Below are 20,592 nucleotides of genomic sequence, written 5' to 3' on the forward strand. Positions count from 1 at the left end.
ACAGCCGCCTGCGAGGGAGGCTGTTTTCTTTTTCCCGGCAGGCCTGTGAATAACCGGTTCCCATGCTCCGCCTGCTAATCACCGGAATTCTCAAGCGGCAGGCTGACTTCGCCGGCCGGCTTTTGGATCGCAGGACATGTCCGATGCTATAATAATTCTGTCAATATCCGGTTCTGCAACGAGCCAAGAGAGCATGAGGTGAAAGAGGATGGGCATTCAACTGGAGACATCTGTTTGCGGGCTGTTTCAAATCCGTTACCCGATTTTTCTGGCGGGCATGGCAGGGGGACCGTCAACTGTGAAATTAACGGCCGCCGTTTCTGCCGCAGGGGGGCTGGGTACGCTTGGAGCCGCTTATATGGAGCCTGCAGCAATCCGCAAGGCGATTCAGGAAATTCGTGAGCTGACGGATTTGCCGTTTGCTGTCAATTTGTTTGCCATTGAGGTCCGTGATGATAATACGAGAATCGGAGAAGCCCAGCAGCAGCTCAATTTGCTGCGGGACAAGCTTGGCATTCCCCATGCAGAGGATGGGCCGGTGCTCACACCGAATTTGTTCCGGGAACAGCTGGCCGTACTGCTGGAGGAGAAAGTGCCTGTCATCAGCACGGCGTTTGGCGTTCTTCCTCCGGAATACATGGGGCAGGCCAAATCGGCTGGTCTCCGGGTAATCACAATGGTAACGACTGTAGAAGAAGCTGTCCTGGCTGAACAGTCAGGCTGCGATGCCGTTGTTGCCCAAGGGAGCGAAGCGGGCGGGCATCGGGGGACATTTGACGTCTCGCAGCATCCTTCAGGAGCGAATATTGGAACATTCGCTCTGGTTCCGCAGATTGTGGACCGCGTAGGGGTTCCGGTCATTGCCGCCGGCGGCATCATGGACGGCCGGGGAGTGGCCGCCGCCCTTGCGCTTGGCGCGCAGGGCGTGCAGATGGGTACGCGGTTTCTGACGGCGGTTGAATCGGGAGCACATGCCTCCTACCAGCAGGCTTTGCTGGCAAGCACGGAGGAGAGCACCGTCATCACGAAGGTGTTCTCAGGGCGTCCGGCAAGGGGCATTCGCAATGACTTTATCGCACAATGGGATGCGGGCGGGTTGGAGCCTCTTCCATTCCCAACGCAAAATACGGCGACGCGGGATATCAGAAATGCCGCTCAGCGGGGGAGCAATGCGCAGTATATGTCCCTGTGGGCCGGTCAGGGTACCAGAATGCTGACCTCGGGGCAGAAAGCGGCGGACATTGTGGCTGAGACGGTCCGCCAGGCTCTGGCGATTTTGTCCTGATTCAAGACGGACCAGCTTTCATAACTGGAGAGGCAAGCAGGCAGAGAGCGGATCAGCGCCTCGTCCTCATGCCTCTCATTCTTTTGATTTCATCGAAAATCCGGCTCACGCCTTCCTCGATCTGCTCCTCCCGGACCTGCGTTATACTCAGCTTCAGCATCGGTCGTACCGCAAAGCCGTCCAAGTAAGAGTCATCCAATGCCTTCAGTACAATTTGCTGCTTGCCAAGCCGGTTCAGCAGAGTTGGAATCTGCAGCTCATCCGGCAGGAGGATATGGGTATGAACGCCAGATTGAACCGGGACAGGGCGGATATCGTCCAAATCATTGTAAAGGGCAAGCGCGCGGTTCAGCTGCAGCATCCGGTTGTGGTAGGTAGCGACGATCCGCTGCTTGCGCCGCTCGAACATGCCGCTTTGGATATAGATTTCCAGGGCGGCCTGCGAGAGCATCGCGCTGTCGATATCGGACAGCTGCTTATACGAGCTGAATATGGGCTGAAGCGAGTGAGGAAGGACAGCCACGCCAACCCTGAGCCCGGGAAACAGTATTTTCGAATAGCTTTTCAAATAGATAACATGGGACGGGCCATAAGCAAAGATAGGGTCGGATTTGCTGTTCGTCTCCAGATCCGCCAAATAATCGTCTTCGATAATATAGACATCATAGCGTTTGGCCAGCCCGGCAATCGCTTTTTTGGTATCCTCCGTATACGAGGTGCCCAGCGGGTTATGAAACCGGGGAATCGTATAAAACAGCTTGATGCTGCCGGTTTGGAACAATTGCTCCAGTTCATTCAGATCTATGCCCTTCTCCGTTCTGGTAATCCCCCGGGCGGGGATGCCGTAGCAATTCAGCAGCCGGACGAACAGATGGTAGCTGGGCTGCTCCAGCAGCACGGTATCCCGGCCGCTCGGGAAGGGCATCGTGGTCAGAATGGCCAGCGCCTGCTGAACGCCCGATGTGACCATGAGATGCTCCGGCCGGGTAAAGACCTGATAGTCCGCCAGATGCCGGATCAGCACATGAAGCAGCGAAGGGAGGCCTTGAGCGGTTCCGTAGGTGAACAAATCGGTCCGGTATCTGTCGATTGCTTTGTTGAGGCAATGCTGAAAATCCAGATAGGGGAACAGCTCGGGATCGGGCGCCGTACTGATCGTTGGCGGCGTCCTGGGAGTTCATTACCGGAAACGAAAAAAAGCGGATTATACGACAGAAGTCAAAGCAGGATGATCTTGGCGGCGGCAGGCGCACTCATGAATGAGGGAGCTGGTCTGCCCTGCTCCGATACTATAATGTCTGCTTCGGGAAGCTGAAGAAGCGGCTGCAGGCTTGCTTTTTACCAAAACTTCAAGAAAGCCCGCTGTAAACTGAATGGCCTTCTTTACAGAGCGTCAGCAGGCGATAAGTGTTTCCCTCCCCTGGCTGCTATTTCAATTCCGGAGCATTTCGTATTATACTGGTATTGTTTCTAATACCGGAAGGGGAGAACTATCATTAACACATTAAAGAAGCCCAACGAATTTCATTCCCGTGATGTCATCAGCCTCCTGGAGACAATAAATGTGCAGACAGGCGAGCGTACGGTCCTGGCTCAATTTGATTATCTCATCGAAGCCCCCAACTGGACACGCGACAACAAGCGGCTCATTTACAACAGTTTTGGACGCATCCATTCTTACGACATCGCCTCTGGCGAAAGCACGGAGATCGAATCGGGCTACGCCTCGCACTGCAATAATGATCATGTGCTTTCTCCCGATGATTCCCAAATCGCGGTCAGCCACCATACGCGCGAGGATGGTCAATCCCGCATTTATGTGTTCCCGCTTGCGGGCGGCGCTCCGGAGCTGATTACTCCAATGGCACCGAGTTACCTGCACGGCTGGTCGCCGGATGGCGAAACATTGGCCTATTGCGCGGAGCGCAACGGTCAATACGACATCTTCACCATTCCGCGGATTGGCGGCGTTGAGACGCAGCTGACCGATCTTCCCGGACTTGATGACGGACCGGAATATTCGCCGGACGGCCAGCATATCTGGTTCAACTCGGTGCGTTCCGGACTTATGCAGGTATGGCGCATGAAGGCCGATGGCAGCGAGCAGACGCAAATGACCTTCGATGAAAGCAACAACTGGTTCCCGCATGTATCGCCCGATGGCAAATCGGTTGCTTTTATAGCCTACCGCAAGGGCGACGTCGCTCCAGGCGATCACCCCGCGAACAAGGATGTCGAGATCCGGCTGATGTCAAGCGATGGCGGCGAATTCAGCACGCTGGTCAGTCTGTTCGGTGGACAAGGCACGCTCAATGTCAACTCCTGGTCGCCTGACAGCCAGCAGCTTGCATTTGTAAGCTACCGGCTGAAGGACTAAAGATGCAAACAGCAACAAACAACAAAGAGGCTTCCGTTTATCGGAGGCCTTTTCATTGTGTTCGATATCAGGGATGCATCGTGCCGCGCAATGGACTGCCCCACAGGAGTGCGAAAAACCGCGGCGGCGGCAGTGCACGTCACCGCGTTCTTCTCTGTGCTTGTGATGATTCGCTATCTATTCTTAAGGTATACTAAAAGTGAACTGCGGGCTATTGCCGCAAAACAACCCAGTAAGATTGAAGGTGTGAATCCATTGAAGGTAACAGACAAGAAGGAGCAGCTCGCCACATTCGCAGGCGGCTGCTTCTGGTGCATGGTGAAGCCGTTTGACGAGCTGCCGGGCATTGTCTCGATTATTTCCGGCTATACGGGCGGTCATACCGTGAATCCGACCTACGAAGAAGTATGCACCGAAACGACAGGACATGCCGAAGCGGTGCAAATTACGTTTCAGCCGGATATATTCCCCTACGAACGGCTGTTGGAGCTGTTCTGGCAGCAAATCGATCCTACTGACAAGGGCGGACAATTTCATGACCGCGGTTATTCATACCGGACGGCGATATTTGTCCATAATGAGGAGCAGCGGGAGAAGGCGGAAGCCTCCAAGCGGGCGCTGAAGGCAAGCGGCCGGTTCAAAGGTCCCATCGTGACGGAGATTGTGACCGCAGGACCGTTTTATCCGGCTGAGGAGTACCATCAGGATTATTATAAATACCATCATGTGGATTATAATATGTACCGGAAATATTCGGGTCGGGATGATTTTGCCCAGCATAACTGGAATACCGCGAAGGATAAGAAGCAGCTGCGCAAGCAGTTGACTGCGCTGCAATACGAAGTCACCCAGAACGGGGCAGCCGAGCCCGCCTACCGAAATGAATACTGGGACAATGACCGGGAAGGGCTGTATGTGGATATTATTAACGGCGACCCGCTGTTCAGCTCACTGGATAAATTCGATTCCGCGACCGGATATCCCAGCTTCTCCAAGCCAATTGAAGAAGGCTTTATCCGCGGGGAGGGGGATTTAAGCAGCGGGCAGGTCCGAACGGCAGTACGAAGCCGCTTGTCCAATTCCCATTTGGGCCACCTGTTCAACGACGGTCCGGGGCCCACGAGATTGCATTACCGCCTGAATTCCGCTTCTCTGCGTTTCGTTCCCAAAGAGATGTTGGAGCAGGAGGGGTATGGCCGTTATGTAAAGTTATTTACTACGAACGAGTCCTGTTATCTGCGAGAAATAAACCCGGAATATCTGCGTTGAGATATAACTCATAAGAAATATAACTTTACGGAAATATAACTGTATAGTAATATATAGACATGAAACCGGATAATCTGTTTGAAATATTGGCCGAACCGAACCGGAGAACGATTCTCGACTACTTGCGGGTCAAGGAGCGCTCGGTCGGAGAGCTGGTCGCTTTGTCATCCCTTAGTCAACCTGGCGTATCCAAGCATTTGCGGATTTTGCGGGACGCCGGTCTCGTGTCCGTACGCAAAGACGCGCGGAAGCATCTGTACATCCTGAGCGCGCAGCCCCTTGCGGAAATCGACCATTGGCTGGAGCCGTACCGGCAGTTTTGGTCCAATAAACTGGACGACCTGGTAAGGCAATTGGACGAGGAGGAGGAGTTGTAAATGTTAGCTGTCATACAGCAAACCGAATATGGCTACACAGCCCGATATGAGCGCCGGCTCAAGCATTCCGCACAGAAGGTATGGTCCTATTTAACGGAGAATGAGAAGCTGGCCAAATGGTTTTCCGAGCTGAGTGTTGAAGATTTGCGGGCGGGCGGGATCATTAAATTCGACATGCAGGACGGCACGTTCGAGGAAATGAGCATTCTTGAGCTGAAAATGCATTCCGTGCTGGAGTATACTTGGGGAGAGGACCGAGTCCGCTTCGAGCTGTATCCCGAAGCGGATGGCTGCCGGCTCGTCATGATTGAGAAGATCAACAAGCTGACCGATCATACGCCAAGGGATCTTGCCGGCTGGCATGTCTGTCTGGATGTGATTGAAGCGCTTCTGGAAGGCCAGACGATTGAGAACAGACAGGACTATTGGAAGACATGGTATGAGAAATATGCTGCTGCCATCGGGAACCTGACCCATCAGTGATTCACCGTGGCATAGTTAGCTAAAATAAGGGAAGCTGCCAGCATGGTGGCAGCTTCCCTTATTTTTGTGAAGACGGTTTCGCATGTGCGGCCCGTTTTTCACCAGACGTTTAAACAGATCATTCAGCATGGCGGGTATGAAGCTGATCGATGAACTGCCGCATGCTTTCGCTTCTGGAGATGACCAGCCGTTTCAGGGACAACGGGTTCTGATTCGATGTCGTCAGGCCGTTATCGAACGAAAAGGCATAGGAATATCCCGCTTTTTGCAGCAGCTCCATCGTTGTTTTGCTGCGGTGCCCGTAAGGGTATGCGAAAGCGTTCGCCGTGCTCCCGAGCTTTTCTTCGATGGTCGCCCGGGAGCCCGAGATCTCATCGAACTGCCGCTGCGGTGACAGCAGAGGCAGCTGCGGGTGAGTACGGGAATGGGGCATGATGCCCCAACCCGCCAGCTGAAGATCCCCAGCCTGCTGCCAGCTCATGAAATCATGGCCGCCGAGCCAATCGGTTATGACGAATGCCACAGCCGTGAAGCCGTATTTCTGCAAAATCGGAAAGGCTGTCTGGTACGCATTGGCATATCCGTCGTCAAATGTGATCAGCACAAGGTTCGCCTTCACGGCTTTCTTCTGTTCCATCAACACGGAGAACTGAGCCAGATTGATGGTTTGGTAATGGTGATCATGCAGATATTTCATTTCCTCCTGAAATTTCGCAGGCGTGGTGACATAGGCATTATGGGGATGATCCGCAATGGAATGATAAGTCAGGACCGGAATGGTAAATTCATCAGCCAGCGGACCGGATGCAAAGGCATGGCCCCCGGTGAACCAGAACATATCCTTGACCGTAAACAGGGTAAAGGAAAACAAAAAGACGGCAGCAGTAAGCGTTAGTCTTCCCATGGTGATTCTCACCGTCGCATTCCTCCGATTATGCTCATATAGGATCACTATAACATGAAAAAATTTGGTTTGAAATTCTTCTTGTCTCTGTGTTATTATAAAAAACATCAAATATTTCAGGCGTTGAAGAGAAAAAAGTACGAAGGCGCTTATGTCCAGAGAGCAGAGGGAAAGCTGAAACCTTTGCCATAATCCTTGGTATGATGTCCTCTCAGAGCTTTTGACCGAAAACCGGAGCCCTGTTGGTTCAGGCGTGTAGACTCGAACGGAATGGCACACGATATCGTGCTGAAGGCAAGGTTTCCTTGCCTCATGAGGCTGAAGAATCGCAAGATCTTCGGCAAATCAGGGTGGTACCGCGAAAATCAACCCCTTTCGTCCCTTTAATCCGGCAGCAGGTCTGCCAGGGTGGGATGAGAGGGGTTTTTATATATTCAGGCAGGCGATGAAGAGAAAAAAGTACGAAGGCGCTTATGTCCAGAGAGCAGAGGGAAAGCTGAGACCTTCGCCATAATCCTTGGTATGATGTCCTCTTGGAGCTTTTTGACCGAAAACGGAAGGTCCCGCACTATAGGACCGGTGTGTAGGCTCGAACGGAATGGCACACGTTACCGTGCTGCAGGCAAGCACTCCTTGCCTCATGAGGCTGAAGAATCGCAAGATCTTCGGCAAATCAGGGTGGTACCGCGAAAATCAACCCCTTTCGTCCCTTCAAACCGGCAGCAGATCTGCCTGGCTGGGGATGAGAGGGGTTTTTATATTCGGAGGAGGAGATCACTATGGGAAAATCGTTAGCGACGACAATGTCCGCGAGTCACACGGAGAAGCAAACAGAGAACCCGATAACCGGATCGGAGGCTCTCTTGCGCGGCCTGCTGAGCGAAGGTGTCGAATGCGTATTCGGCTATCCGGGTGGCAATGTCCTTTATATCTATGACGCGATGGTCGGCAATCCGGACTTTAAGCATCTGCTGACCCGCCATGAGCAGGGGGCGATCCATGCTGCGGACGGTTATGCCCGGTCAACCGGGAAGATAGGGGTGTGTATCGCTACATCGGGTCCGGGAGCGACAAATCTGGTGACGGGAATCGCCACCGCCTTTATGGATTCGGTTCCTCTCGTTATCCTTACAGGTAATGTTCCCACAACCGTGATGGGTACGGATGCTTTTCAGGAAGCGGATATCGTAAGCATCACAATGCCGATTACCAAGCACAGTTACCTGGTCCGGGACGCCAACGACCTGCCGCGCATCATCCATGAAGCCTTTTATCTGGCGGGCACCGGAAGAAAGGGACCGGTGCTGATCGATATTCCGAAGGACGTATCCAATCAGCAAATAACCGCACAGCCGGTTGAGCGCATCAATCTGCGCGGTTACCATCCGGAACCAGCCCTTAATCCGGCGGAAATCCATTCGATTATCCAGGCTATTGCCGAATCCGAGAAGCCGGTCATTATCGCGGGCGGCGGGGTTATTTATTCCGATGCATCCAAGGAACTGCTGGAATTCGTGGAGAAAACGCGGATTCCGGTAGCCGCCACTCTGCTTGGATTGGGCGGATTTCCAAGCTCCCACGAGCTGTGTATGGGCATGCCGGGCATGCATGGCACCTACACGGCGAATATGGCGATCCAGCAGGCCGACCTGATTATCTCTATCGGTTCACGGTTCGACGACAGGATCACGATGAAGATAGACGGCTTCGCTCCGCAGGCCAAAAAAATTGCCCATATCGATATCGATCCCGCCGAAATCGGCAAGAACGTACACACGGAGCTTTCATGTGTAGGCGATATTAAAGCTGTATTGGCTTATGCCATACCGGAAGCCAAGCCCGCCCGGTCAGACAGCTGGATCAGGGAAATCCTGCAAAACAAAGCGGCTTATCCGCTGCGCTACGACGATTCCGGATCGGAATTGAAGCCGCAATATGTCATTGAAATGATCAGCGGCACAACAGGCGGCGAAGCCATCATTACGACGGATGTCGGGCAGCACCAGATGTGGACCGCACAGTTCTACAAATTCAAGCAGCCGCGTTCACTGCTCACTTCAGGGGGACTCGGCACCATGGGATTCGGTTTTCCGTCTGCAATGGGCGCGCAGATCGGCAATCCGGACAGACTGGTCATTTCCATTAACGGCGACGGCGGAATGCAGATGTGCGCGCAGGAGATGGCCGTTTGCGCAATCCACCAGATCCCTGTGAAAATCGTGGTTATCAACAATCAGGTACTCGGGATGGTCAAGCAGTGGCAGGAACTGATTCACGAACAGCGCTTCAGCCACATCGAGCTTGCGGGAAGTCCGGACTTTGTCAAGCTGGCAGAAGCCTATGGAATCAAGGGGCTGAGGGCAGAGACCAAGGCTGATGCCGCCCGCGTCTGGCAGGAGGCGCTGGATACGCCCGGTCCGGTACTTGTCGAATTTGTGGTTCCGAAGGAAGAGAAGGTTTATCCCATGGTTTTCAGCGGAACGGCGTTAGATCAAATGGTAATGGGGGAATTCCAATGAATGAACAGCACACAATTTCCATACTGGTTCATGACCAGCCGGGTGTACTGCAGCGCGTTTGCGGATTGTTCGGCCGACGCGGCTTCAACATCGACAGCATCACTGTCGGGAGCAGCGAAGAGAGCGGCTTATCGCGGATGATTATCAGGACAACAGGCGACGAAAGGACGGTCGAGCAGGTGGAAAAACAGCTGAACAAGCTGATTGACGTGATTCGCGTCGTTCCTCTAAGTGCAAGTCCTATGGTTGCCAGGGAGCTTGCCTTGATCCAGATCAAGGCGGAACCGCCGCTGCGTCCGGAGATTATGGGTGTTGTCTCGGCTTTCCGGGCATCTGTCGTGGATATTGGACATCACAGCATGATCATTCAGGCTGTAGGCGAAACCGACAAAATCAATGCAATCCTGAAGCTCCTTGAGCCCTATGGAATTATGGAAATATCGCGTACCGGCACGACCGCCATGACGCGCGAAATCCCGGTTGAGACGCAGCTAAGCCGGAGCAGCCAAGCGGCAGACGCAGTCTGATGTCCGCAATCTATCGGAGGAACATAAATCCTATCCCTTGCAAGGGTAGGATTTATTTTTTTGCCGGGCTGCAAGAGTATAAAATGTTCGCTATCCCCGCACCTGCAAGGTGGTATAATAGCCGTATTGGCTGCTTTATGGCCGCCGCTATGCTGATTATTGATTATGATAGACGAAAGGTAAGTTGACCACCAATGGGCATGGGTTTCAAATCATACTTCAACAACCTCAGACTTCAATTAGGACCCCGTGCATGGCATAATTTCTGTTACGATGCCGGCGCTTCCGTTCTGTTCAGCTTCTTTAATGTGGTATTTAATCAATTTTATGTGCCTATGGCGATTCAGGAAGGCGCAAGCAATATTCAGGTCGGGCTTCTGTCAGCCTCGCCTGCGATCGGTCTGCTGTTCTCGCCGATATGGGCAGGATGGATTGAACGGTCCAATCCCAAGCCTTTTATGGTCATTCCCAATTTAATCGGAAGAGCACTGATCGTACTGCCTGCTTTTTTTGGGGTTCCGGTCGTGTACGTGGCGGTAGCGCTGCTGTTTCAGCTGATGATGGGCATACAGTCCCCGGCTTACGCTTCGCTGATTGTCCGGATGTATCCTCCCCAGCATCGCGGGAAGCTGATGGGCAATGTCCGGGTAGCGATGGGGGTTCTCATGATTCCGCTTGCTTTCGTGGTCGGGAGCTGGACAGATGCATCCGGGCCGCGCGGGCCTTTGTTATTTGCAGCCGCAGCCGGAGTAGTCTCCATTCTGGTATTCACCCGCGTCCGGGCCAAGAAAACGGCGCCTGTCAAGGCGTTGTCCGTCAAACGCTCCTCGCTCAGGGATCAGCTGCAGCTGATCAAGCATAACCGCGAGCTTGCCATGTTCTTTCTGGCCTGCACCTTCACAGGGTTTGGCAATATACTGGCCATGCCGCTCTATCAGATCATTCAAGTCAAGCAGCTTGAACTGACCAATACGGAAATCGGACTTACCCGCGTAACTTATTTCAGCTGCCTGCTCATTACTTACTTCGTGGTCGGCGTCGTTATTGACCGGTTATCGGCGAAGCATACGGTGGCGTTCGGGTTTGCCGCTTTTTCAATGGTGCCGCTGTTATATGGCCTGTTCGGGAATTATCCGGCCGTTCTTGTCGGCAGCGGAATTCAAGGTGTGGGGGATGCAATCTGGGATATCGGCTTTCTGGCCTATGTCTTCCGGCTGGCACCGGGCAGGGAAGCCGTTGTGTTCGGCCTTCACCTGATGCTGTTTGGCATACGGGGCACCATCGGTCCTCTTCTGAGCACCTATCTGTCCGATTCTCTGCCTGTGGCCGACCTGCTCTATGGCGCCTCTGTATTTGGCTGGATGGGATTTCTCTCTTTTGCCATCTATGCCTGGAAAACGAAAAAACAGCCTGCGACTGCCCTGTAGTCGCGGGCTGTTGGTTTTATCCTGCTGCACACAAGCGCGGATCAAGCTTGAAAAGAAGAACTTTCTATATAGTCGATAAAACGTTTGGACGCGGGGGATTGATAACGGTCTTTCCTCCAGTATAAGCCAACCTCCCAAATCCACCCCTCCTCCTCGATAGGCAGCCATGCCATGCCCTTAACCGCAAGCCCTTCAGACCGCGGCAGAACGGATACTCCAAGACCTGCGGCGACAAACCCGGCGACGGTGGTCAAATCTTCCGCGTCATAGGTCGCAGTCAGAGTGAATCCCATATGCTGAAAACGGGTTAATAAGGAGCTTTTAAGTCCGCAGTTTTTATCGAGCCCGACGAAAGGTTCACCAGTCAGTTCAGTCAGACTGAGTGAAGCGCGGTCAGCGAGCCGGTGGGTGTTGGAAACAACCGCATAGAGCGGGAGACTCTTAATGAGCCGCCATTCATAATTATCAGTGGCTGGACGCTCGGATGTGATCATCAAATCGGAATAACCGTTGTCCAGCTGATTGTATATTAATTCGTAGTTGCCCTGCGTCAACTCAAACCGAACCTGCGGGTGCTTAAGCTGGTAGTCCCGGACAAGCTTGGGCAGCAGATCTGCTCCGAGAATATTCAAGTAAGCAATCCCGATCACGCCTGTCTCCGGATTGGACCACTCGTCGATTTCCTGCTTCCCCTTTGTTATTTCCTGTATCGCCCGCTCCACCCGTTTGGCGAACATGCTCCCGTACCGGTTGACCTGAACATTCCGGCCTTTCCGGTCAAACAAGGGAACGCCCAATTCCGTTTCGAGCTTGGATATGGCATGGCTGAGCGCAGGCTGAGTAATGGATAATGCTTCTGATGCCTTGGTCATATGCTGAAGTCTGGCCACGGTCAGAAAATAGTCCAGCTGGGTAAGTTCCATCTTGTCACCTCATTCATTATTATTATTCATGTGTTTTATTATTATTATAAATTAGACGCGTTTGATATTCAAAGCTAAGATATAAATAACCGCATAATACCCCATACTTTAATGGAGGATATAAGTGGGGCAAACGCGCAATAAATCGAAAAGGAGACTCTATCAAATGACAGCATCAACAGAATATACTGTGGAAAATAACGAATTCAAGGGCAAACGCATATTGGTCACAGGCGGTACCAAAGGAATGGGCGAAGCGATTGTGAACCGCCTTTCACGGGCTGGAGGGACGGTTCTCACCACTGCCCGGTCCATCCCGGGCGATCCGCGATTGAAGGACAGGTTCATTCAGGCCGATCTCAGTACTGCGGAAGGCGTGGAGAAAGTGGTTGCGGAAGTCATGAACCGTCTTGGCGGCGTGGATATCCTGGTCAACAATATCGGAGGTTCGTCGGCGCCTGCAGGAGGTGCGCTTGCCCTGAGCGATGAGGAATGGCAGCGGGCTATCAACAATAATCTCTTCGCAGCTGTCCGTCTGGACAGAGGGCTGCTCCCCTCCATGCTGGAGCAGGGGTATGGCGCTATTGTTCATATTACGTCCATCCAGCGCCGCCTGCCGCTCTATAATGCGACTCTGGCTTATGCTGCGGCCAAGGCAGCCTTGACCACATACAGCAAAGGCTTGTCCAACCAGGTAGCGCCCCATGGAATACGAGTCAATACCGTCGCACCCGGATTTATTGAGACGACTTCCGCTGAGAGGCTGATCGAACGGATTGCCGAGGAAGCAGGTACTGACATTGCCGGCGCCAGGCAAACGCTGATGGACTCGCTTGGAGGCATTCCGCTGGGGCGCCCGGGCAGACCCGAGGAAGTGGCTGAACTGGTCGCTTTTCTCGTTTCCGACCGGGCCGCATCCATTGTCGGCAGCGAGCATGTCATAGACGGCGGAACGATTCCCACGGTCTAACCGTTCAGAATGCTCTGACTCTATAATGAAAAGGAGACGAGGTATTATGCAGCCGAAGCCTATTGACGCATTTATCCAGGCAACCCATACTGAAAATATCAACGCTTTGCTTGACTGCTTCACGGAAAGAGCGGTTATTGCCGACGAGGGGCGAGAATTCCGCGGGCCTGAACAAATCAAAGGATGGAGCGATACCCATTATATCGGTGCGCGGGTTCGACTTGATATCCTTGACGTCAGGCAAACCGGCCATGAAGTCGTCTTAAATTGCAAGGTCGACGGGAATTTCCCGGGCGGACCGTTTCAGTTTACATTTTATTTTACCCTGATGGATGATAAAATCGCTTCATTAGCTATAAAGGAGAATTAAGGAATCCTCAAACCGCTCATCAGCCTGCACCTTTCATTCCATAAGGAATGAGGGGTGTTTTTTTGCAGGACCGGACCATTTGGGCATAGGCAGTGTCCGGCCATACAGATTTTGCACATAACCGTCATAATGTTGGACAAAATAACAAAGCAGGAAGAAATATAGGTTAATGTCTGATAACTGGAAGGAGGCAGGAGCTTGCGAAATTGGAAGCAGCACTACCGATCTTATAAGAAAAAGTTAAACAATGATTCATCTTCCGCGGCTCCTGACCGCATCAAGGAAAAATATAAGGATCAGGAACCCGCAAAGCAGCTGGAAAAAAAGCTGGAAATGTTTCGGGAAGTTTTCGGCGAGAGCGACGATTTGGTCATCCGTGAATTCAGAATTTCCGGTCAGTTCGATGCAGCTATCGTTTTTTTCTCAACGATGGTAGATACCGCTCTCATCAACGATGACATTATGAAGCCGTTGATGAATCCGGCAACAGACCAGCAAAACATCGATTTGCAGGGCCGTGATCTGATCAAGTTCGTATGGAAAAATTATGTGTATGTCGCAGAGTGTTCCATGGAAGACACGATAGGCATCATGCTGGAAGGGGTCAATCTGGGAAATACGCTGCTTTGCATCGACGGGTGCAGCGACGCGCTTCTGCTGGAGAGCAGGATGGTTGAGAAGAGAGCCATCGAGCAGCCGCAAACGGAGATGATGATCAGAGGGGCGCGGGAAGGCTATATTGAAGTGCTGGATACGAACCTGAATCTGCTCAGAGGACGGCTGCTGACCGTCGATATGCGGGTCAAGCTTGCCGCTACGGGCAACAGGGCGAAATCCCAGGTCGCTGTCTGTTATCTGGAAGGCGTAGCAGATCCCAAATTGGTCGAAGAAGCCATGAGCCGGTTGTCGAAGATCAGCACGGACGCTATTCTGGATGCCGGATATATCGAGCAGTTTATCGAGGATTATCCGCTGTCGCCGTTTCCGCAAATTCAAAATACGGAACGGCCCGATAAAACGGCCGCGGCTCTGCTGGAAGGGCGTGTAGCCATACTCGTGGACGGATCTCCTTTTGCGCTTATCGTTCCAGCCATATTCAGCCAATTTTATCAGACTTTGGATGATTATACAGAGCGTTTTCTAATGGGCACCCTGGTCAGGATGATCCGGCTTTTAGCCCTTATATTTTCGCTCGTTTTTCCGTCTCTTTATGTCGCCGTTATTTCTTATAATCCGGAGCTGCTGCCTACCGACTTTGCCGTCGCTGTCGCCGGCGGCCGGGCGGGAGTGCCTTTTCCAGCGGTCATTGAAGTGCTGCTGATCGAGCTTTCCATGGAAGTGCTGCGGGAAGCCACCATACGTCTTCCCCAGTTGATCGGCGGCGCCTTGTCCATCGTGGGCGTGCTGGTCGTGGGACAAGCAGCCGTATCTGCTGGATTTTCAAGTCCGATCACGATTGTTATCGTTGCGCTGACGACGATAGGGTCATTTGCCACGCCTGCCTACAATGCCGCGATTGCCCTGCGCATGCTGAGATTTCCTATACTCATTCTGGCAGGAACGTTCGGATTGTACGGCGTCATGGCAGGGCTGATCTTAATCATGAACCATCTTCTGTTCCTGGAATCGTTCGGCGTGCCTTATATGTATCCGATCGTTCCCGGGAATTGGCAGGCAATGAAGGATACGCTCATCAGGGGTCCTTTGTGGTGGATGAACAAACGTCCGAGCTACCTTCAACCAGGTGATCGGGACCGGCTGCCAAATGATCATGCCAAGGTAGCTGGCAGCCATGCCCTTCATTATATCGACAAGGAGGAGTCTGAGCATGAATAATGCCTACCCGGTCACGGTGATCCGGGCCTGCACCGTCATTATAAGCACCATTCTCGGAATAGGCGTATTATCATTTCCGAATTTTGCGGCCAAAGCCGTGGATAGCGGTGCTCCCCTGTTAACGCTGGAAGCAATGGGAGTGTCAATGTTCAGTCTGGTTATCCTTGCTCTGCTTGTCCGGAAGTTTCCCCGGGAAAATATTATTCAGTTCAGCGAACGCCTGATTGGCAAATGGCCGGCGCGGTTCTTCAATTTGCTGCTTATTATTTTTTTTGTTATCTGTTCCGGTCTGTCTACGAGGGACTTTGGAGAAGTGGTCATTGCCGTTCTGCTGCCCAAAACGCCGATCGAAGTATCCATCATCATCATGTTGATTGTGGTGGTCGCTTCTTCAAGGCGGAGCGTCGTGAAATTCTCGTTTATTCATTCCTTTTATTTGCCATTCATCATCATTGTTGCTTTGGTGATATTCCTGGCATCACTGAGAGATTACGATATGGTCAATCTGCTGCCGGTGATTGGCAATCATCCTTCCCGCGTGGTGTACGCTGCCTTGTCGATCGCTTCCTTGTTTCAGTCCGCATTCGTATTGACCCTGCTTGTTCCCTATATGATCAGACCCCGGAAAATCCTTGCATCTGCGGTATGGGGAGTGATCATATCCGGAATCGTGTACCTGATGATCATCATTTCCACTATTGCTCTATTCGGTTCTGAGGAAACCAAGCTTCTGGCATATCCGACATTGGATGCGGCAAGATCTGCCGTTATTCCCGGCGGGGCATTCGAGAGATTGGATGATATATTCATTATCGGTTGGGTTGTTTCCGTGTACACCACGATATATTCCAATTACTATTTCTCTGTCATTGCAGCCAAAGATCTGTTCCGAATCCGCGATCACCGGCTGTTTGTTTCTTATCTAATTCCTATTGTGTTTGTGATCGCTATGATTCCGCATGATACGAGACAATTTTTTGTTTATGGAAATCTGATATTTATATACGGCATGATATTAACCACAGGATATCCCTTGCTGCTTCTGCTGCTTTCATTAATCCGCGGGGTAAAGGAGAGCAGCCAATGAGTAAAGCGGTTAAAGGCTGGCTGGTCCTGTGCCTTGTGCTGCCTGCCCTGTCCGTGCTTTTATCCGGATGCTGGGACAGGATCGAGATCGAGAACCGGGCCTTGATTCTCGCCATGGCCATCGACGAGGCTTCCCCGGAGGACATGAAGGATGAGATGGTAACCCACTCCAAAGTTCCCCCGTCGCTCAAAGACAAAATGATCCGCATAACGGCGCAGATTGCCGTGCCCGGCAGAGTGCCGCTCGGCCCTGGCGGAGACTCCGGCGGAGGAGAAGGTTCATTCAGTCTTCCTGTTTGGGTCGTCAAAGTGGTCGGCTATACCATAGATGATGCGCTGGACAACCTGCAGCAGCAGATTGCCGATCCCCGAACCTTGATTCATCTTCGCATCGTCGTGATAAGCGAGGCCATTGCCAGGAGAGGCCTCCGGGATCTAAACGATTATTTCCGGCGGGAAACACAGGTGCGCCGCACGACCTGGCTGCTCGTATCTGACGTGGAGGCAGCCCGTCTAATGGATGTAGCGCCGCCTCTGGAGCGGGTCCCGGCCTTATATTTGCTGGCCATGATCGAGAAATCGCATCAAATGGGCAAGTTCCCGACTGATTATATTGGAAAATTCTGGAGCGCCGAATCGAAGCTGGGGCAGGACGGCTATCTTCCCTATGTGTCCATACGGCAAAAGGAAAATATTTTGCTCAAAGGCATGGCTTATTTTAATGAGGACAAGATGGTCGGTTACACAACACCGATCCAGATTGGTGTCTATATGGGCATCATGGGCTTAAATCCGGGAGGCTACTCTGCGCTGTTTGATGTGCCTGGTGTCGGCGTCGTTATGGTGAACACATTGAAACGCTCTTCCCGGGTTAAAGTGAAAATTAACGACGGCATACCTCATGCGGAAATCGATATACAGCTTGAAGCAACCATGAAGGAGAAAATCGGAGAAGCGGGTTCCTTCGACAGCCAGGCAAAACTTCATGAGGTGGAACGGGTTTTTGAGCAGGAGGTTAAAAAAAACGCCATACAGCTGATTAAGGAGACCCAGTTGAAAAAATCGGATGTGTTCGGTTTCGGCGAGAAGATCCGCGCCCATGAACGCTCCTTCTGGAACCGGAATATCAAAAGCGAGAAGGACTGGGAGAACCTGTATGCCAAGCTTACGGCTGATGTCCATGTCCACGTCGATCTGCGGAGATTTGGATTAGTTGCACAAAATAAATCAGAATAGGGGCTGCGCCATGCTGAACATCCATCATGCTGCCTATTTCGTCAGTTTGTTTTTGATTTCGGGAATATTCATGCTTGGTGTGGATCGGAAGATTTATCAATCAGACGGCATGGCGAGAGAACAGCTGATATCCCGCGTGATGGGATGGTCCAATCTGATCGTCGCTGTCTTGGTGTTTCTTGGTTATCTGATTTATTATTTAACCCGCTAGGGGTACGCGGTATTACACGAACTGAACGAGGTCTTCCATCGGCCGTCTCGATTTGGCGCGCCCCGGCTCTCTGGACCGATAGCCGAACGCCGTCATCACGCTCAAGCCGAATTCGTCGTTTCCGAGCAGCTTTTTTTTGTCGAGCAGCTCGTTGACGGCATCCATATCGAAGCCCTCGATCGGACATGAATCGACGCCGATATGCGCCGCCGCCGTCATCATATTGCCCATCGCCAAGTATGTTTGCTTCGAAGACCAGTCCAGCAGTGCCCGCTCGGAATCCAGATGAAGGTCTTCGTAGAATTGCGCGTAGGCTTGCTGCATGCTTTTATAAACTTCTATAGGCATACCCTTTACTTGGGTTTGCTGTTCCAAGACGTAAGATGAGTCATGAGTAAGCCCTTTTCTGGCCAAAATAATAACGAAGTGGCTCGACGTAGGCAGCGACCGCATTGCTCCGGATACGAGCGGTGCGAGTTCCCGTCTGAATTCCGGACTTTGCACGACGACGAATTTCCAAGGTTCATTGCCTCCTGAGCTCGGAGAAAGACGTCCTGCCTCGAGAATGAAGCGGAAATCCTCATCGGATATTTTCTTCGTCGGATCGAATTCTTTGGTTGCATGCCTGAAATAAAATGTGGACAATAACTCCGTTTTTTTTGCCTCGATATCCATCTGTTAAAGTTCATCTCCCGTGAGTCGATTTTGGTTGTTAGGCTTCTTGAATAGATGATACAACGAGCAGGAGGCCATTTATCGGGATGAAGTCCGCTTCTCCGACTTTATACATGCACCTCTAGAGGAACGGAACCGGCATTCTGACTCTTGCTCCCGCTCATGAAAGCAAGGATCAAGGCAATGATCGCGAAACAGCCGCTAACGATCAGCGCCGTGTGGAAACCCGATAATAAAGCCGTGCTTGCCTGTTCATTGTGCGCCGAGACGGTAACCGTAGTCGCGATCGTCGCCAGAATGGATAAGCCCAAGCTCCCTCCTAATTGCAGGAACGTATTCACGATACCGCCGGCGATTCCGTGTTCCTCGGGTTTAACATCCTGAACGGAACCGACGATAACAGCCGTAAACGATGTGCCGATCGACAAACCGAGAACGATAAAAGCCGGGAGAATAAACGATGCGTAACTTTTATCCATATCCATATTGCTTAACCAGAACATTCCAAGCGCGTTGATGGCCTGCGTCATGATCAGAACCTTTTTTGCCCCGAATTTGCGCATGAAGAATGGCGTGATTTGCGTTACGACGATCGATGTCAGTCCCAGCGGCAGGAATGCCAAACCGACAGCTAAAGACGAATAGCCAAGCTCGTGGAAGTATAAGGTCGAGAAATACATGAATCCGGTCGTATAGGAAAACATCAAGAACCCGATAATATTGGAAGTAACGAGCGAACGAAACTTGAACAGACGAAGCGGCAGCAACGGATTTTTAGTATAGCTTTCAATTAAAATAAACACGGCTAATACCAATATCCCGATTATCAACATGGTGATTTTCGCCGCCGACCAGCTACCGTCGACATCCGGCATGGAAATGCCGTAGACCAAAACAAAATTACCCGTCAATACTAAAATCAATCCGAGCCAATCGACGGATTGTTTCTCCGCTTTGGCCGACGGGCTAACTTTAATGAATAACAATCCGATGATGAGCAATAATCCCAGCGGAACGTTCAGATAGAACAACGATCTCCAGCCCGCGGAATCCGTCAGCAGACCGCCGACGATCGATCCGGCAGCCGCCCCGCCGGATCCTAAGGCGCCGAATATTCCCAATGCTTTGCTGCGCTGCGGTCCGGCCGCGAAATTATTGCTGATGAGCGACATCGCCGCCGGGATGGAGAGAGCCGCCCCGATCCCTTGCACGGCTCTGCTGGATATCAGCCAGACCGGATTCATCGCCAAGGCGCCAGCCAACGAAGCGAGCGCGAAGACGGTTAAACCAAGCATTAATACGCGTTTTCTTCCGAGCAAATCGCTCGCTCGTCCCCCGATCATCAGGAAGCAGGCGAACGTGAGGACATAAGAAGTCACAATCCATTGCAAATCGTTAGTCTGCATGTGAAACGCCGTTTGAATGGATGGCAGCGCGACTACGACCGTCGTACTGTTCATGACCTCGATAAATTGGGCAAAGCAGACAATAATAAGCAAGAACATATTCGCTTTGGAGATGCGATCGCTCACTTTATCTCCTCTCCTGTCTCTATCTGTAATATAAATGAGTACATGACAAGTTCCCTCGTTCTTCGATTACGGAACGGAAATGACCAAATTTACCTGGTGTTTCCAGTGACATTTCGAATGTTATTTACTATACTGCAATTCCAATCACTGACTTTATTTTTCAGTCTAATTATTATAAAAATGAATGCGAGTTGATAAAATTGGAAAAAAACGAATGCGAGCCGATAAAATCGGAAATGTCGAAGTTCGATATTAATTGCGTTGAATCGATTTCCGAAGTTTTACAATTTTTTTCGGGAAAATGGACTTTTTTAGTCATAACAGAGCTTTTAAAGGAGCCCCAGCGTTTTAATCAATTACGAAGAAATTTAGGCAACTTGAATACAAAAGGTTTAACCGATACTTTACGAAATCTGGAAGAACATCAAATTATTAATCGTCAAGTATTTCCTACCGTTCCAGTAACAGTCGAATATTCGATTACCGAAAAGGGAAAAGCTTTTTCGGAAGTTTTTCTAGAAATAAATCGCTGGAAAAAGGAATGGGATTCTCCTGTTCAATAATAGGGAAGCGGCTTGCAATCTG

Annotated in this window: 20 protein-coding genes; 15 read left to right on the top strand and 5 right to left on the bottom strand. The window is 51.6% G+C overall.

Annotated features, from left to right (window positions below):
• Positions 1 to 208: 208 nt before the first annotated feature.
• The gene (locus ACFOLF_RS33105; RefSeq protein WP_210043943.1) at positions 209 to 1,285 is read left to right on the top strand and encodes an NAD(P)H-dependent flavin oxidoreductase; all 1,077 of its coding nucleotides are present in this window, start codon (positions 209 to 211) and stop codon (positions 1,283 to 1,285) included.
• A gap of 52 nt (positions 1,286 to 1,337) precedes the next feature.
• Here the strand turns inward: ACFOLF_RS33105 and ACFOLF_RS33110 are convergent, their stop codons facing one another.
• Positions 1,338 to 2,441 carry an aminotransferase-like domain-containing protein gene (locus ACFOLF_RS33110; RefSeq protein WP_379112676.1) on the bottom strand — a complete coding sequence of 368 codons (1,104 nt, stop codon included), beginning with the start codon at positions 2,439 to 2,441 and terminating at the stop codon, positions 1,338 to 1,340.
• Between the two features lie 408 nt (positions 2,442 to 2,849).
• Here ACFOLF_RS33110 and ACFOLF_RS33115 point away from each other — a divergent pair, with 408 nt between their 5' ends.
• The 4 genes from ACFOLF_RS33115 to ACFOLF_RS33130 all read left to right on the top strand — a co-directional run bounded on the left by ACFOLF_RS33115 (position 2,850) and on the right by ACFOLF_RS33130 (position 5,791).
• The gene (locus tag ACFOLF_RS33115) at positions 2,850 to 3,662 is read left to right on the top strand and encodes a TolB family protein (RefSeq protein ID WP_379112623.1); all 813 of its coding nucleotides are present in this window, start codon (positions 2,850 to 2,852) and stop codon (positions 3,660 to 3,662) included.
• 255 nt (positions 3,663 to 3,917) lie between these two features.
• Positions 3,918 to 4,931 (top strand): peptide-methionine (S)-S-oxide reductase MsrA, encoded by a 1,014-nt coding sequence (msrA, locus tag ACFOLF_RS33120; protein ID WP_379112626.1) that lies wholly within the window; start codon positions 3,918 to 3,920, stop codon positions 4,929 to 4,931.
• Between the two features lie 59 nt (positions 4,932 to 4,990).
• A complete protein-coding gene (locus ACFOLF_RS33125; RefSeq protein WP_210043941.1) occupies positions 4,991 to 5,308 on the top strand; it encodes an ArsR/SmtB family transcription factor in 318 nt (105 codons plus the stop codon).
• Entirely contained in the window at positions 5,309 to 5,791 is a 483-nt protein-coding gene (locus tag ACFOLF_RS33130; protein ID WP_210043940.1) for an SRPBCC family protein, read from the top strand. It begins immediately after the preceding gene.
• A gap of 118 nt (positions 5,792 to 5,909) precedes the next feature.
• On the opposite strand, the gene ACFOLF_RS33135 is transcribed toward ACFOLF_RS33130, so the two are convergent.
• Complete coding sequence (locus tag ACFOLF_RS33135) at positions 5,910 to 6,707, bottom strand: polysaccharide deacetylase family protein (RefSeq protein WP_210043939.1); 798 nt, start codon at positions 6,705 to 6,707, stop codon at positions 5,910 to 5,912.
• 791 nt (positions 6,708 to 7,498) lie between these two features.
• Here ACFOLF_RS33135 and ilvB point away from each other — a divergent pair.
• The 3 genes from ilvB (at position 7,499) to ACFOLF_RS33150 (ending at position 11,168) form a co-directional block, all read left to right on the top strand.
• Complete coding sequence (gene ilvB, locus ACFOLF_RS33140; protein ID WP_379112679.1) at positions 7,499 to 9,214, top strand: biosynthetic-type acetolactate synthase large subunit; 1,716 nt, start codon at positions 7,499 to 7,501, stop codon at positions 9,212 to 9,214.
• Positions 9,211 to 9,741 carry an acetolactate synthase small subunit gene (ilvN, locus tag ACFOLF_RS33145; protein WP_210043937.1) on the top strand — a complete coding sequence of 177 codons (531 nt, stop codon included), beginning with the start codon at positions 9,211 to 9,213 and terminating at the stop codon, positions 9,739 to 9,741. The genes ilvB and ilvN overlap by 4 nt, the downstream gene beginning before the upstream one ends.
• Before the next feature lie 194 nt (positions 9,742 to 9,935).
• Positions 9,936 to 11,168 carry an MFS transporter gene (locus ACFOLF_RS33150; RefSeq protein ID WP_379112629.1) on the top strand — a complete coding sequence of 411 codons (1,233 nt, stop codon included), beginning with the start codon at positions 9,936 to 9,938 and terminating at the stop codon, positions 11,166 to 11,168.
• A gap of 41 nt (positions 11,169 to 11,209) precedes the next feature.
• Here the strand turns inward: ACFOLF_RS33150 and ACFOLF_RS33155 are convergent, their stop codons facing one another.
• Entirely contained in the window at positions 11,210 to 12,091 is an 882-nt protein-coding gene (locus tag ACFOLF_RS33155; protein ID WP_210043936.1) for a LysR family transcriptional regulator, read from the bottom strand.
• 166 nt (positions 12,092 to 12,257) lie between these two features.
• Between ACFOLF_RS33155 and ACFOLF_RS33160 the strand changes: the two genes are divergently transcribed.
• The 6 genes from ACFOLF_RS33160 to ACFOLF_RS33185 all read left to right on the top strand — a co-directional run bounded on the left by ACFOLF_RS33160 (position 12,258) and on the right by ACFOLF_RS33185 (position 17,800).
• Positions 12,258 to 13,061 carry an SDR family oxidoreductase gene (locus ACFOLF_RS33160; protein ID WP_210043935.1) on the top strand — a complete coding sequence of 268 codons (804 nt, stop codon included), beginning with the start codon at positions 12,258 to 12,260 and terminating at the stop codon, positions 13,059 to 13,061.
• A gap of 46 nt (positions 13,062 to 13,107) precedes the next feature.
• On the top strand, positions 13,108 to 13,431 hold the full coding sequence (locus ACFOLF_RS33165) for a nuclear transport factor 2 family protein (protein WP_210043934.1): 324 nt from the start codon (positions 13,108 to 13,110) through the stop codon (positions 13,429 to 13,431).
• A 333-nt stretch (positions 13,432 to 13,764) separates the two neighbouring features.
• The gene (locus ACFOLF_RS33170) at positions 13,765 to 15,267 is read left to right on the top strand and encodes a spore germination protein (protein WP_210044049.1); all 1,503 of its coding nucleotides are present in this window, start codon (positions 13,765 to 13,767) and stop codon (positions 15,265 to 15,267) included.
• The gene (locus tag ACFOLF_RS33175; RefSeq protein WP_210043933.1) at positions 15,260 to 16,354 is read left to right on the top strand and encodes a GerAB/ArcD/ProY family transporter; all 1,095 of its coding nucleotides are present in this window, start codon (positions 15,260 to 15,262) and stop codon (positions 16,352 to 16,354) included. Before ACFOLF_RS33170 ends, ACFOLF_RS33175 begins: the two co-directional genes overlap by 8 nt.
• Positions 16,351 to 17,589 carry a Ger(x)C family spore germination protein gene (locus ACFOLF_RS33180; RefSeq protein ID WP_210043932.1) on the top strand — a complete coding sequence of 413 codons (1,239 nt, stop codon included), beginning with the start codon at positions 16,351 to 16,353 and terminating at the stop codon, positions 17,587 to 17,589. The genes ACFOLF_RS33175 and ACFOLF_RS33180 overlap by 4 nt, the downstream gene beginning before the upstream one ends.
• A 10-nt stretch (positions 17,590 to 17,599) precedes the next feature.
• Positions 17,600 to 17,800, top strand: a complete 201-nt coding sequence (locus ACFOLF_RS33185) for a CLC_0170 family protein (protein WP_210043931.1) — start codon at positions 17,600 to 17,602, stop codon at positions 17,798 to 17,800.
• A 12-nt stretch (positions 17,801 to 17,812) separates the two neighbouring features.
• On the opposite strand, the gene ACFOLF_RS33190 is transcribed toward ACFOLF_RS33185, so the two are convergent.
• Entirely contained in the window at positions 17,813 to 18,475 is a 663-nt protein-coding gene (locus ACFOLF_RS33190; RefSeq protein WP_210043930.1) for an NAD(P)H-dependent oxidoreductase, read from the bottom strand.
• Between the two features lie 107 nt (positions 18,476 to 18,582).
• Complete coding sequence (locus ACFOLF_RS33195; protein WP_210043929.1) at positions 18,583 to 20,007, bottom strand: MFS transporter; 1,425 nt, start codon at positions 20,005 to 20,007, stop codon at positions 18,583 to 18,585.
• 200 nt (positions 20,008 to 20,207) lie between these two features.
• Here ACFOLF_RS33195 and ACFOLF_RS33200 point away from each other — a divergent pair, with 200 nt between their 5' ends.
• The gene (locus ACFOLF_RS33200; RefSeq protein WP_379112635.1) at positions 20,208 to 20,570 is read left to right on the top strand and encodes a winged helix-turn-helix transcriptional regulator; all 363 of its coding nucleotides are present in this window, start codon (positions 20,208 to 20,210) and stop codon (positions 20,568 to 20,570) included.
• Positions 20,571 to 20,592 lie beyond the last annotated feature (22 nt).

The organism is Paenibacillus sepulcri (assembly GCF_042647105.1).
Classification (GTDB): Bacteria; Bacillota; Bacilli; order Paenibacillales; family Paenibacillaceae; genus Paenibacillus_Z; species Paenibacillus_Z sepulcri.

What these genes read in the sequence shown, in the direction of transcription:
- ACFOLF_RS33105 (WP_210043943.1), top strand. Translation starts at nt 209, where the DNA reads ATGGGCATTCAACTGGAGACATCTGTTTGCGGGCTGTTTCAAATCCGT.
- ACFOLF_RS33125 (WP_210043941.1), top strand. Translation starts at nt 4,991, where the DNA reads ATGAAACCGGATAATCTGTTTGAAATATTGGCCGAACCGAACCGGAGA.
- ACFOLF_RS33130 (WP_210043940.1), top strand. Translation starts at nt 5,309, where the DNA reads ATGTTAGCTGTCATACAGCAAACCGAATATGGCTACACAGCCCGATAT.
- ilvB (WP_379112679.1), top strand. Translation starts at nt 7,499, where the DNA reads ATGTCCGCGAGTCACACGGAGAAGCAAACAGAGAACCCGATAACCGGA.
- ilvN (WP_210043937.1), top strand. Translation starts at nt 9,211, where the DNA reads ATGAATGAACAGCACACAATTTCCATACTGGTTCATGACCAGCCGGGT.
- ACFOLF_RS33150 (WP_379112629.1), top strand. Translation starts at nt 9,936, where the DNA reads ATGGGCATGGGTTTCAAATCATACTTCAACAACCTCAGACTTCAATTA.
- ACFOLF_RS33155 (WP_210043936.1), bottom strand. Translation starts at nt 12,091, where the DNA reads ATGGAACTTACCCAGCTGGACTATTTTCTGACCGTGGCCAGACTTCAG.
- ACFOLF_RS33160 (WP_210043935.1), top strand. Translation starts at nt 12,258, where the DNA reads ATGACAGCATCAACAGAATATACTGTGGAAAATAACGAATTCAAGGGC.
- ACFOLF_RS33165 (WP_210043934.1), top strand. Translation starts at nt 13,108, where the DNA reads ATGCAGCCGAAGCCTATTGACGCATTTATCCAGGCAACCCATACTGAA.
- ACFOLF_RS33170 (WP_210044049.1), top strand. Translation starts at nt 13,765, where the DNA reads ATGTTTCGGGAAGTTTTCGGCGAGAGCGACGATTTGGTCATCCGTGAA.
- ACFOLF_RS33175 (WP_210043933.1), top strand. Translation starts at nt 15,260, where the DNA reads ATGAATAATGCCTACCCGGTCACGGTGATCCGGGCCTGCACCGTCATT.
- ACFOLF_RS33180 (WP_210043932.1), top strand. Translation starts at nt 16,351, where the DNA reads ATGAGTAAAGCGGTTAAAGGCTGGCTGGTCCTGTGCCTTGTGCTGCCT.
- ACFOLF_RS33185 (WP_210043931.1), top strand. Translation starts at nt 17,600, where the DNA reads ATGCTGAACATCCATCATGCTGCCTATTTCGTCAGTTTGTTTTTGATT.
- ACFOLF_RS33190 (WP_210043930.1), bottom strand. Translation starts at nt 18,475, where the DNA reads ATGGATATCGAGGCAAAAAAAACGGAGTTATTGTCCACATTTTATTTC.